This window comes from Enterococcus larvae, from assembly GCF_017830045.1.
GTDB lineage: Bacteria > Bacillota > Bacilli > Lactobacillales > Enterococcaceae > Enterococcus_L > Enterococcus_L larvae.
Genome location: NZ_JAEDXU010000001.1, coordinates 202,360 through 213,646 on the forward strand (window position 1 = coordinate 202,360; position 11,287 = coordinate 213,646).

At 40.2% G+C, this 11,287-nt stretch carries 14 protein-coding genes; 3 read left to right on the forward strand and 11 right to left on the reverse strand.

The features are described from left to right. Positions 1-9 precede the first annotated feature (9 nt). Positions 10-1,197 (reverse strand): VanZ family protein, encoded by a 1,188-nt coding sequence (locus I6N96_RS00935; RefSeq protein WP_209555622.1) that lies wholly within the window; start codon positions 1,195-1,197, stop codon positions 10-12. 364 nt (positions 1,198-1,561) lie between these two features. Here I6N96_RS00935 and I6N96_RS00940 point away from each other — a divergent pair, with 364 nt between their 5' ends. The 3 genes from I6N96_RS00940 to gad all read left to right on the forward strand — a co-directional run bounded on the left by I6N96_RS00940 (position 1,562) and on the right by gad (position 4,188). Further along, positions 1,562-1,891 (forward strand): hypothetical protein, encoded by a 330-nt coding sequence (locus I6N96_RS00940; RefSeq protein WP_209555623.1) that lies wholly within the window; start codon positions 1,562-1,564, stop codon positions 1,889-1,891. 119 nt (positions 1,892-2,010) lie between these two features. Continuing rightward, a complete protein-coding gene (locus tag I6N96_RS00945; RefSeq protein WP_209555624.1) occupies positions 2,011-2,661 on the forward strand; it encodes a putative ABC transporter permease in 651 nt (216 codons plus the stop codon). Positions 2,662-2,787: 126 nt separating this feature from the next. After that, complete coding sequence (gene gad, locus I6N96_RS00950; protein ID WP_209555625.1) at positions 2,788-4,188, forward strand: glutamate decarboxylase; 1,401 nt, start codon at positions 2,788-2,790, stop codon at positions 4,186-4,188. Between the two features lie 267 nt (positions 4,189-4,455). Here gad and I6N96_RS00955 read toward each other — a convergent pair whose 3' ends face one another. The 10 genes from I6N96_RS00955 to I6N96_RS01000 form a co-directional block, all read right to left on the reverse strand. Beyond that, positions 4,456-4,797 (reverse strand): zinc ribbon domain-containing protein YjdM, encoded by a 342-nt coding sequence (locus I6N96_RS00955; RefSeq protein ID WP_209555626.1) that lies wholly within the window; start codon positions 4,795-4,797, stop codon positions 4,456-4,458. Positions 4,798-5,064: 267 nt separating this feature from the next. Continuing rightward, entirely contained in the window at positions 5,065-6,027 is a 963-nt protein-coding gene (locus I6N96_RS00960) for a DHH family phosphoesterase (protein WP_209555627.1), read from the reverse strand. Between the two features lie 11 nt (positions 6,028-6,038). Then, positions 6,039-7,373 (reverse strand): DRTGG domain-containing protein, encoded by a 1,335-nt coding sequence (locus I6N96_RS00965; RefSeq protein ID WP_209555628.1) that lies wholly within the window; start codon positions 7,371-7,373, stop codon positions 6,039-6,041. A 10-nt stretch (positions 7,374-7,383) separates the two neighbouring features. Further along, positions 7,384-8,064: a metal-dependent hydrolase gene (locus I6N96_RS00970; protein WP_209555629.1), complete on the reverse strand. Its 681-nt coding sequence runs from the start codon at positions 8,062-8,064 to the stop codon at positions 7,384-7,386. Between the two features lie 335 nt (positions 8,065-8,399). Then, entirely contained in the window at positions 8,400-8,999 is a 600-nt protein-coding gene (locus I6N96_RS00975) for a TetR/AcrR family transcriptional regulator (RefSeq protein WP_209555630.1), read from the reverse strand. Between the two features lie 417 nt (positions 9,000-9,416). After that, the gene (locus I6N96_RS00980) at positions 9,417-10,172 is read right to left on the reverse strand and encodes a peptidoglycan recognition protein family protein (protein ID WP_209555631.1); all 756 of its coding nucleotides are present in this window, start codon (positions 10,170-10,172) and stop codon (positions 9,417-9,419) included. Position 10,173: 1 nt separating this feature from the next. Continuing rightward, on the reverse strand, positions 10,174-10,482 hold the full coding sequence (locus I6N96_RS00985; protein WP_209555632.1) for a hypothetical protein: 309 nt from the start codon (positions 10,480-10,482) through the stop codon (positions 10,174-10,176). After that, positions 10,475-10,744, reverse strand: coding sequence for a holin (locus tag I6N96_RS00990; RefSeq protein ID WP_209555633.1), 270 nt, complete (start codon positions 10,742-10,744; stop codon positions 10,475-10,477). The genes I6N96_RS00985 and I6N96_RS00990 overlap by 8 nt, the downstream gene beginning before the upstream one ends. Then, positions 10,737-11,033: a hypothetical protein gene (locus I6N96_RS00995; protein WP_209555634.1), complete on the reverse strand. Its 297-nt coding sequence runs from the start codon at positions 11,031-11,033 to the stop codon at positions 10,737-10,739. Before I6N96_RS00995 ends, I6N96_RS00990 begins: the two co-directional genes overlap by 8 nt. Further along, complete coding sequence (locus tag I6N96_RS01000; protein WP_209555635.1) at positions 11,033-11,284, reverse strand: hypothetical protein; 252 nt, start codon at positions 11,282-11,284, stop codon at positions 11,033-11,035. The genes I6N96_RS00995 and I6N96_RS01000 overlap by 1 nt, the downstream gene beginning before the upstream one ends. Positions 11,285-11,287 lie beyond the last annotated feature (3 nt).

Here is an 11,287-nt window from a genome sequence, read left to right on the forward strand (position 1 = left end):
ACATAAAATTCAGTCTTGCTCCCTGCTTTTTTCAAACTTTTCATCTACAGTTATGGTACTGATCGTATAGGTGTGACTAGCCTTCTCATAAAACAGACGCCTTCTTTTCTTCAAAATCGAATAACCGATATTGATCACAAATAATGTATTCAGAAAAAAACAGAAAATCGTCAAAATGAAACTGACAATCTGCAGCCATCGATTACTTGAATTTAGCCAAATAGCAGCTGAAGACAGAAAAGCTGAACTGATACTAAAAATGTAATAGAAGTAGCCGTACCTCATGAATAAAGCTCTAAAGCGAATCCTTGATTGCCCTTCCTCCACTATTCTTATTTTTACAGCCTTTTTCCCAAGTGTCTGTCCATTTGTCAATGTAGGGATCAACATAAAAACCAGAAATACGGTTAAAAAGAACAGCCATCGACTATCAAATACATGAACTTGGTCATCCCATGCTCTATATTGCGGAATCAGCCGTAACGGAATCTCAATTACAAAAGAAGCAAACCAAATCAGCACCCAGTCGATCATAAACGCAGCGAGCCTTCGAAAAATGGTCACATCCTGGCCTTTCCTATATGCGGCTTCATCGATGTCAGCTCGAGTCGGTAATAAAAAGGTAAAGACAGGTGTCACTGCATACCCAATTACCGCACCTAACGTGTTGTTCATCAAATCATTCACATCAGCTAATCGATAGGGTCGCGGATAAATGAAATACAAGCCGCTAAGCTGTGTCAGCTCAAAGAATAGTGAAAGTAAAAAGCCGAACAGTACAACCTTCTTGAAGGGCAGTTTGAAGTAATACCTCAAATATATCCCAAAAGGCAGCAGCATCAAAATATTGAACACAGGTTCAAGAACCACACCCTGCCTCAAAGCTGGCAAATAGGTGCTCGAATCACCGACGACCAGCTTTGTTTCATCTAAAAAGCGAACCACCGAATAAAATGGTCGCAGTTCAATGATCTGACTTGTGTAGTTTGCTACTTCTTCACGAGGAGGCAACGGTAGGATAACCAGAAAATAAGCACACAACAGATAGAATACAAACGAATAAAGGATAACTGCTCGTCGAAAAAGAAAGATACCGTATTTTCGATAATCATAGATAATAAAGACAAATGAAATAGCAAATGCCAGAAACGGAAAAACGACTATTGCCGTTTTGATTGGTGCTTCATATGCTCCCATAAACATCCCTCCTACTTATATAAATTATGTAAAAGACTTCAGTGAACTTTGGCTTAAGCAAACCAAAGAAATCATTGACATAAAAGGATTAGCATACCTTCAGTTTATTAGAAAACAACGATTTTGTCATTTCAAGCGACTAAAAGAGGTGATTTTTTGAAAATTGAGGCATTTACAGGTATCATAAAGTAAACATATATTACATAGACTGACTTTTTAGCGTGGTACAATACATGTATGCTGCAGCCTCTTAGACAGTTATAAATGGTGTTCTAATCACCATAGTTGTTACGGCTGGCAGTAATATGAGACGAGACCCGTAGACGGAGAAACGGCTAGTGATTTTTCATAAGGAGGGAAAACTATGCTCAACGGATATTTTGCATTTGGTGTACCGTTATTTTTGATTGTTCTCTATATCCTGTTTGAAGGGATCAGAAAAAAATCACAGGTTCAGTATTATATAGGGTTCATTTTATTGCTGATTGCTTCGTTTCTGACTGTGTTCAGCTTCCAAGTCCTGCAGGAATTTTGGTCCGCAGACGCACGATTAGAGTTGCAGTTAGGCTATTCCCCAGATATTTTATGGGTGCCTATGATCATCGGCCTACTTCTTGTCTTTTTGAATTGCTGGCGCGGTATTCGACGGATTTATCAATTCCAGCAAGAAAGAAAAGAACATCATACAGAGTGAACATATCACTCTTTTTGCGCGGCAATAACGAATCAAGCCGCTATTGAAATCTACTTTATACGTTCTATTTGATCCAGCCTTTCTTTATGGAAATATTTAAATAGGAAAGGGATGCTACTATGAAAAATGACGAGCTTTCCATCACAGGAAGAATTATCGATGATCTAGAAGAGTTTAATTATATTCAGCTGCTGACCTATTTGTTCGTGTTTGGTTTTCTAGGATGGATTTTTGAAACCACGGTGGTGCTCATCAATTTCCATGAGTTCACTTTTCGAGGGCTCTTCTTTGCCTACAGGAATCTTCACTACTATTTACCGAGTATCTCAGCTGACTCACTACTTGGAAGGGTTCGAGTGGTCTGGGGATTACCTGTCATTGATATGTATGGCTATGGCGCTATCATGATCATCTACTCACTACGGCATTTAAAGCATGAACCCATCAAGCTGTTCTTCTTCGGCATGGGCTTCATGACTCTTTTTGAGCTTTTAGGCAGTTATTTTTGTTCTGATATCCTGCACCATTCCTACTGGAATTATTCCCATGAGTTCATGAACTTTCAAGGGCGGATTTGCCTGCAATCAGCAGTAGTTTGGGGCATTTTATCAGTCATAACCATTCAATGGCTCAAGCCTCAGGCAGATAAGCTTTATTATAAATGGCAAAAAAATCCTCACTACAGTAAGGTCATAATCATCCTGACTGTTTATTTCATTCTTTGTTCACTGACAAAATATGTGATCGATCCAGGTATTATTCCGAATTAACCGTTTGATTGCAGCGATTTGACATGCATGTTTCGCTGTTTTTTCGGCAGGTCACTACATACTGAATCGATGTCCTCTACTCTTTCAAAAAGTAAAATAGAATCGTTTTATTTGGAGGTTGATAAAATGCTATATGGAAAAAGAGATCGTGATGAAGTCGAATTTTTAGAACCTATTTTTGGTTCAGAGAGTGAGAAAGTTGATTTACCTAAATATAAGCTAAACGATGAACCAATCGAACCACGAACAGCATTTCAACTGGTTCAAGATGAGATGCTGGATGAAGGAAATGCTCGCTTGAATCTGGCAACCTTCTGCCAGACCTATATGGAACCTGAAGCCGTAGAGCTGATGAGCCGGACACTAGATAAAAATGCAGTGGATAAATCAGAGTATCCCCGAACAGCTGAAATCGAAAACCGTTGTGTGAATATGATTGCCTCCCTATGGCATGCTCAAGAGAATGAAGCATTTATGGGGACATCAACGATTGGCTCTTCTGAAGCTTGTATGCTGGCTGGTTTAGCTATGAAATTTTCTTGGCGAAAACGTGCTGAAAAGCTGGGATTGGATACTGCGGCTAAAAAACCAAATTTAGTTATCTCCTCTGCCTATCAGGTGTGTTGGGAAAAATTTTGTGTCTATTGGGATATCGAACTACGAGAGATTCCAATAGACGAAAAACATCTGTCGATAAATTTGAATACAGTAATGGATTATGTAGACGAATACACAATTGGCATCGTGGGCATATTGGGTATTACCTACACAGGTCGTTATGATGATATCAGGACCTTAAATGAGCTGGTAGAGGTTTATAATGCCCAGACTGAGTATAAAGTATATATTCATGTTGACGCTGCATCCGGCGGCTTCTATACTCCTTTTGTAGAGCCTGATTTACTTTGGGATTTTCGACTGGAAAATGTCATATCTATCAATGCCTCTGGTCATAAATATGGATTGGTTTATCCTGGTGTCGGCTGGGTTGTTTGGCGAGACAAGCACTATCTGCCAAAAGAATTGGTATTTGAGGTCAGTTATTTAGGTGGTGAACTGCCTACGATGGCCATCAATTTCTCTCACAGTGCAGCTCAGCTGATCGGGCAATACTACAACTTTGTCCGTTATGGATTCAACGGCTATCAAGCCATCCATGAAAGAACCCATGAAATTGCTGTTTTTCTAGCAAAGGAAATCCAGAAAACTGATATTTTCGAAATCATCAATGACGGCTCGCAGCTGCCGTTGGTTTGCTACAAATTGAAAGCAGACGCTGAAAGAGAATGGACTCTTTACGATTTATCTGATCGATTATTGATGAAGGGCTGGCAGGTTCCTGCATATCCACTCCCTAAATCTATGGATACCACAGTTATTCAGCGCATCGTCGTACGGGGTGACTTCGGCATGAATATAGCTGCTGATTTTATCGAGGATTTTAACGAAGCAATTACCGCATTAAACAATGCACACCTTGTGTATCACAAGCAAAAGGAAATCAAAAAATACGGCTTCAGTCATTGATGAGATTGTAGGAAGAGTGTTTAGCTTTGAAAACCTCACTGAGTAGGTAAGATGGCTGTATCTACTCCGCTTTAGAACGTAGAAATTGAAAAAGAGAGTGGGACAATAATCTGTTGCCACTCTTTTCCATACCCTAAATCCGAATAAACGGCGAGTCAGAAGTAGCTCCTACGACAATAAGCCGGAATTCAACAAAAATTTGTGAAACAATTTTCGTGAATTCCGGCTTATTGCTTGTAGCTAAACACTTCTGTCTCAGCCTCTTCTTTATGCTTTTTTAACGAACTCTGATTTCAGCTTCATTGGACCAAAGCCATCCACTTTACAGTCGATATTGTGGCCATCACTGCTTTCAACCAATCGAATGTTCTTGACTTTTGTTCCTTGCTTGATCGCTCCACTTGCACCCTTGACCTTTAAATCTTTGATGACAGTGACTGTATCGCCATCAGCCAACAGATTGCCGTTAGAGTCTTTGATTGCTGAATCATTCTCTTCAACAGCATCTCCCGGTGTCCATTCATGTCCGCATTCCGGACAAATCATCATTCCACGATCCTCATATGTATACGTTGATCCGCATTCCGGACAGTTTGGTAAAGTTTCCATGTCATTTCTCCTTTAATATTATTATTGATTCTGACTTTCTTCATCAAGTCAACGCCAATTCGCCAGTCCTTATTCAACTACCTATTGTGATTTGGGACATAGCTCGTATTTTACAGCAACATCCTTTTCATTCTATCGTATTTCAATCAAAAAGAAAAGAGGCGTTGGAGGACTCTCATGGTCACTCTAAAACAAAAAAACACAGAAGCAGTCAGCTCCTTTTTCAGAGCTGCTGCTTCTGTTTCTATATTGTTTATTCTTAAGAACCTATGATTCTTTTCTTTTGATGAATTCTTGACAAGCCTGCTGGATTTCTTCATAAATCGCTTGAACCTCAGTCATATCCTTCGCATTGGCACCACTCGCCAGAGGATGACCGCCACCATGATGACGCTTCGCGATCTCATTGATCACAGGCCCCTTCGAACGCAAACGAACCCGATAGTAGCCTTCCGGCTGCTGCACGAACAAGCCCCAAGCCAATACTTCATCGATCGTTCCGGGAAGCGGAACAACGGCTGCTGTTTCAGCATCGGTGATTCCATACTCAGTCAGCATGTCTTGAGAAATGATTACTTTCCCCGCTCCATCCGTGTCCACTTCTAAATTTTGATAAACAGAACCTGCTAATTTGGCAACAGACATTGAAATCTGTTCCAGCTCTCGATTAAGTCCTGTTGCGTCAAAGTTATAATTTCTTAGCTTAGCCGCAACCTCTAATGTGTGAGAGGTCGTTGCAGGATATAGGAACCTTCCTGTATCACCAACAATTCCGGCATAAAGCAGCCTTGCTGCATTATCAGACATGACCAACTCATCCTGAAATTCAAGATAGAAGTCCATAATCATTTCACTGCAGCTGCTAGCCTGTGTATTTACCCAAACTAAATCGCCATACGGCTCATCGTTGGGATGATGATCGATTTTAATCAGCTTTGCACCTGTAGCGTATCGTGCGTCACTGACCCTCGGCGAATTTGCCGTATCAGTCACGATAACTAATGCCCCTTGATACACACTATCTGCAATATCCTCCATCAGTGCAAGGAATTCCAAGCCTTCTACTGGACCACCCACCTGATATATGTTCTTCTCAGGAAAACTAGCACGAAGAATTTCCGCCAGCCCTACCTGTGAACCAAGAGCATCAGGATCTGGCCGCTGATGCCGATGAATAATTATTATTTCATATTCTTTGATCATTGAGAAAATGTCATTTCTCACACTCATGCTTTTTCCTCCTACGAACGCTCCATCACTTGGCAAACAACGATTGCTTTGGCTACCAAGGCATTTTCCAAATAAATTTCCACATCCAGCTTCGCTGAACGTCTGCCCAATTCTAAAATTCTTGGGCGTATATCTAAATCACTTTCCAGCTGAATCAGACGCAAATAATGAAGATTGACCTGTTCGATCAATACATTTCTTTTTTGATTAACGATCATCGTCCGCTGGGTAACATTCGAAACGATTTCACTCAGTACACCAAAGGAGATTGTCCCAACACCATTGACCATTTGCGGAGTAACATGAAAAGTAAAGGACGGTGTCTCAAGCTTCCCTTTTTCCTGATTTTGATCTTCAGAAATCATGACCTCACCTGAGATTTGATCAGAAATCGTATCAGCAATCTGCGTCTGTCTTTGAACCAGCTGCATCGCCTTCATGACGTCCTGACGAGAGACCAATCCAATCAAAGAGAAGTCATCCTCCACAACAGGCATGACCTCCAGCCCATCCCAAATCATTTGATGGCTGACACTGGCAACGCTCATTGTCTTCTTGACCACGATTGGTTCCTTGGTCATGACTTTATCGATTGTCGTTGTATCATTTTTCCCAATAACATCCTTCGCTGTAATAATCCCAACTAACCGCATATTTTTGTTAACGACTGGAAAACGAGAATGGGTGGTTTCCTCGGACAATTTCTGATAATCAGAAATACTGTTCGCCACGCTAAGATAATTCGTTTTGTCCAATGTCGTGTAGATATCACTGACAAGCATGATATCCTTTTTGATCAGCTGATCGCTCAATGCTCGGTTGATCATAGTAGCTACCGTAAATGTATCATAAGTTGTTCGCAGAACCGGCATTTCCAATTCATCCGCTAGCTGTTCAATTTCTTCATCTGTATCAAAACCACCGGTAATCAGGACTGCTGCGCCATTTTCCAGAGCAAGCTTTTGTACCTCATGCCTGTTTCCGACAATCATCAATGAGCCTGGTGTGATATAGCGAACCATCGCCTTTTTCGTCATCGCACCAATCACGAACTTATTCAATACCTTGTCCAAGCCGGCTGAACCACCTAAAACATCGCCTTCGATAATCCGCACGACTTCTCCAAATGTTAGTTTTTCTATATGCTTTTTCAGCTTTCGCTCAATTCGAATCGTTCCTACTCTCTGGATCGTAGACACCAAACCAATATTTTCTGCATCTTTTATTGCACGATATGCAGTACCTTCGCTGACCCCCAGATTTTTTGCAATACTTCGAACAGAAATCCTGTCTCCAATCGGCAGACCTTCGATATGCTGTAAAATTTGATCGTGTTTTGTTGCCATAGTACTCCTCCTATAGTTCCATACTCTCGCCAACCATCATGATTTTGCCGGTACCTGATTTCAACTGATCTACAAAGTCGGATGCATCCTGACGAATAAGATCGAATGTGTTGTAATGGATCGGCACAACTGTTTTTGCCCCAATGTACTCAGCTGCAACTACAGCTTCATCAGGTCCCATCGTAAAGTTATCGCCGATTGGCAAAAATGCAACATCAACATCATAAAATGTATTCAATAATTTCATATCTGAAAACAGCGCTGTGTCCCCTGCATGATAAATTGTTTTTCCTTCTGCTTGCAAGATGATTCCCGCAGGCTCGCCCATGTACAGAGTACTGCCTTCAAAATCATATCCGGAGCTATGAAGCGCCGGAACAAACTGAATTCGTCCAAACGGAAAATCATACTTACCGCCTAAATTCATACCATGACTTGCAATCCCCTGTTTTCCTGCAAAATTAGCAATTTCAACAATACTTATCACCAAGGCGTCATTACTCTTAGCGATTGGTACCATGTCTCCAATATGATCACCATGACCATGTGTGACAAGAACGACATCCATTTTTACTTCTTCCGCTTTTAGATCGCTAACTGGATTTCCCGTAATAAATGGATCGATCAAAAGAGTTGTCCCATCCTTCAATTGTATCTCTATACATGAATGTCCATGAAAAATCAGTTTCATTGTCTGCCTCCTTGCTTAATTAAAAACACCAGCATACGGCTCATTGTTCATCTCTTCATTGTAAATTATAGCAGAAAAACATTTATTTTAGTACAGTTTTTGATTAGCAGTATAACAGCTGCATAAACAAAAAGAAAAACCCTTACGAAAAATTCGCAAAAGCTTCTTTTTTACTATAGTTCATATATAAGCTCTATTAAAGAAATGCCCCTTGTTTCTAACTTCCTTTGCTATGCGCAAGTTTGGAAAACCCACTTCTCATTTAATAAATCCTTAACAGTATTCCTATGTTTAAAAAATGCAGTACACCGTACTCTAATCTGTTACCTGTTACTTTACTCCTGTTCAATTCGCTCAAATATTTCAATAGGAGACGATATCATACACGCTGCCAGCAAGTCTGCTATGGTTTCCGGCGGTTCAACCGCTCCCTCTCGAATCCATTTTTTCACAATAGCGATGGCCCCTGCAAAAACAAACTCTAACTCGAAATCCTCCGTGATAGGAAGTTTTTTCCTTATTTTTCCTCTAACAGCACGAATATAAACCTTTTCCAATCGCTCAATGAAATGCGCATCACCATTCTCTCCTAGAAAAATTTGCGCTACTTCTTTTCGCTCATATAAAAAATTCATCAACTTTAGACAAGCCCCGCGAAACAACTCTTCTAAGCTGACTGACTCATTCAATTGCTTTTCTATAAGAGAAACACCTATATACTTGGTCACGATCGTTTCAAAATTTTGATAGATATCCTCTTGAACTTCCTCCAAAACAGCATACTTATCCGTGAAATGTAAATAGAATGTCCCTCGATTGATCCCAGCTTCTCTCGCTATACTAGCAACTGTAAGCTTTTCAAAGCCGCTATCATTCATCAATTTCAAAAAGACCGCTACAATATGATCTCTTGTTTTCTCCGTCTTAACTGACATATATTCTCCTATTTTTTCCAACAGTCAGGTCTATCACCACTAACCAAGTAATGCTCTAATACCTGATTTTTATGAAAAACATCTTTTTACTTTTCTCCATGATAAATTAGACCAAACAAAAAATCAACAAGGTGTTGAGAAAACTGTTTCTAACTAACCGCTTTGTTATCCCTTTATACATAAAAAAAACCACCACATCGGGTAATGTGGTGGAAATGAAGGTTGTTATTTACTCTTGGTAGTTGTCTTTTCAGTTTATGATACAGCCTGAAACCAGCGGTAAATAAGGATTTTGTGTTTTCTAGCTATCGAAAAAAAGGGATGATTATGTATAATCTGTGGAACGTTTTGCGGAACATTTTTGTTAAAAAAATAAGCCATGTCACTCAATAAAGAGAGGCATGGCTTTTCTATTTGTTACAACACTTTGCGCTGTGCTACATCTTTCAGGCGTTGAAACCAAGCGCCATCACGATAAATTACCGGCATATCTTTACCATAATTTTCCTTGTAGATTGCTTTTAAAATATTCCCTTCATCCGGATGCTGCAGTGTCGTGATGTTCTTTCCGTCAAAATAGTGCAGAGCTTGCCCGCCTGGTGTAATTACAAATAAACATACCATGTCAAATTCCTCCTGTTTGTTTTCTTCTGTATTTGTGTTATCTGGTGCTTCTGGTGTAACGTTTGTCGCATTCATGTACTTGTTGATCTCTTGTATATAGTAGCTACGTACCGCTTCAATTGCCTGTCCATGAAGCTCCCACGAACGATGCGGACAGGAAGTCGCTACAAACTCTCTATGAAGTTTAACTGTAGCAACATTGGCTACAAGGCCATAGCGCTTAAGAATCTCAGCAGCCAGTTTAAAACTAGCTTGTTCATTTGCTATGACAGTTATTTCGTTCCCCATAGACTGACAAACTTCAATTCCAATATAGTTCGCATTTCCAATAGAATTAGCAGTATGCCAAGCCATAAATTCATAATCTTCAGCATGTACAATCCCATCGCTACAAACGTACTCATGAGCGAACCCGTTTACTAAGTTATGGTTAGGCAACCAATTCCTATAAAAAGCAGCGGTTGCGTTTATACTCCCGGCATCATTGTGAATAACAACACCGGAAGGATTTCTTCCTCTACTTCCTGCAATACCACCGCAAATCGACATATTATCCAACCTCCTGTAATTTGTGGTTAGGAAAATACAATTCTTTTCCTTCAACCTCCAATTTTGTGAACAGCTCATTTGATTCAATAACTGGATAAGCACCGTCAAATTTAAAGAAGTCGCCTTTCTGGAATCCATCAAATTCTTTTTCAGAACCATCAATGTTCAGCTCAGTGGAGCCTAGTGACTCATATCGATCTAAGGATTCCTCAGTTCCTTTCTCCCACGAATCCATTTCGATATAATCATCAGTTACTTCTTTAACAGTAAAGGTCCCGATTGTTTTAACCTTAGCTTCTGATTTAAACATCGCTGTCATCCTTTCTGAACGCATTCACACCTAGGTCATAGAAACCTCCAGCAGCAAGCCCAGCAATCAGACCGCCCCAGACGAACACAATAAGATCATCAGGAGCGAATGACAAGCTCCAGCCAATCCCCACAATCAAACCTGTTAATAAGTTTATAAGCGGAAGCCACTTGCTTTCTGCCCCTGCGTACCGTTTCATAAGTTCCGTTGCTGCCATTACAATAACGATAATGGTTGTCGCTGCAATCAAAATATTATCCATTTGTATCTTCTCCTCTCAGTTCTGTATTTTCTCTTTCAAGCCTGCTGATTTCTTTTCGTAGCTCGATAATCAATTCATCTTTTGCATTTAGTTTTCTCTCAAGCTCAGCGACCTTTTTATTTAACTTGTCAACCTTTTCCTCAAATTCGGTCATCATCTTCTCTACACGCGGTAGATACAACTCGTCAATACTTGCTCGGCTGGTTTGCTTTGTTCCTTTATAGGTTAAAAATCCTGTTATTACAGTTGCTAACAATGTTGGTGTGATCCAACTCATCCAATTTTCCATTAAGCATCCACCTCATATCTCGCAGCAAGGTAAATAGCAACGTTGTATCCAAGGAGCAACGCCCAGCTCATATTAGGTACTCCGGATAGTTCATTGATAATCAGAATAGCTGTATACGCTGACCATATCCCATTCATTGCTATAAGCGACCATTTTTGTAACTGACCATTTTTCTTAACTAAAGAAAAAATCAGCAACAATCCCAGAATGATTGCTACTGAATAAAATACCCAACTATTCAAGAATTCCATGCG

Bases quoted from the DNA above. Each gene is read 5' to 3' on its own strand.
- I6N96_RS00990 (WP_209555633.1), bottom strand. From the start codon at position 10,744: ATGGATAATATTTTGATTGCAGCGACAACCATTATCGTTATTGTAATG.
- gad (WP_209555625.1), top strand. From the start codon at position 2,788: ATGCTATATGGAAAAAGAGATCGTGATGAAGTCGAATTTTTAGAACCT.
- I6N96_RS00940 (WP_209555623.1), top strand. From the start codon at position 1,562: ATGCTCAACGGATATTTTGCATTTGGTGTACCGTTATTTTTGATTGTT.
- I6N96_RS00980 (WP_209555631.1), bottom strand. From the start codon at position 10,172: ATGTCGATTTGCGGTGGTATTGCAGGAAGTAGAGGAAGAAATCCTTCC.
- I6N96_RS00965 (WP_209555628.1), bottom strand. From the start codon at position 7,373: ATGGCAACAAAACACGATCAAATTTTACAGCATATCGAAGGTCTGCCG.
- I6N96_RS00960 (WP_209555627.1), bottom strand. From the start codon at position 6,027: ATGAGTGTGAGAAATGACATTTTCTCAATGATCAAAGAATATGAAATA.
- I6N96_RS00985 (WP_209555632.1), bottom strand. From the start codon at position 10,482: ATGTTTAAATCAGAAGCTAAGGTTAAAACAATCGGGACCTTTACTGTT.
- I6N96_RS00955 (WP_209555626.1), bottom strand. From the start codon at position 4,797: ATGGAAACTTTACCAAACTGTCCGGAATGCGGATCAACGTATACATAT.
- I6N96_RS00995 (WP_209555634.1), bottom strand. From the start codon at position 11,033: ATGGAAAATTGGATGAGTTGGATCACACCAACATTGTTAGCAACTGTA.
- I6N96_RS00970 (WP_209555629.1), bottom strand. From the start codon at position 8,064: ATGAAACTGATTTTTCATGGACATTCATGTATAGAGATACAATTGAAG.
- I6N96_RS00945 (WP_209555624.1), top strand. From the start codon at position 2,011: ATGAAAAATGACGAGCTTTCCATCACAGGAAGAATTATCGATGATCTA.
- I6N96_RS00935 (WP_209555622.1), bottom strand. From the start codon at position 1,197: ATGGGAGCATATGAAGCACCAATCAAAACGGCAATAGTCGTTTTTCCG.
- I6N96_RS00975 (WP_209555630.1), bottom strand. From the start codon at position 8,999: ATGTCAGTTAAGACGGAGAAAACAAGAGATCATATTGTAGCGGTCTTT.
- I6N96_RS01000 (WP_209555635.1), bottom strand. From the start codon at position 11,284: ATGGAATTCTTGAATAGTTGGGTATTTTATTCAGTAGCAATCATTCTG.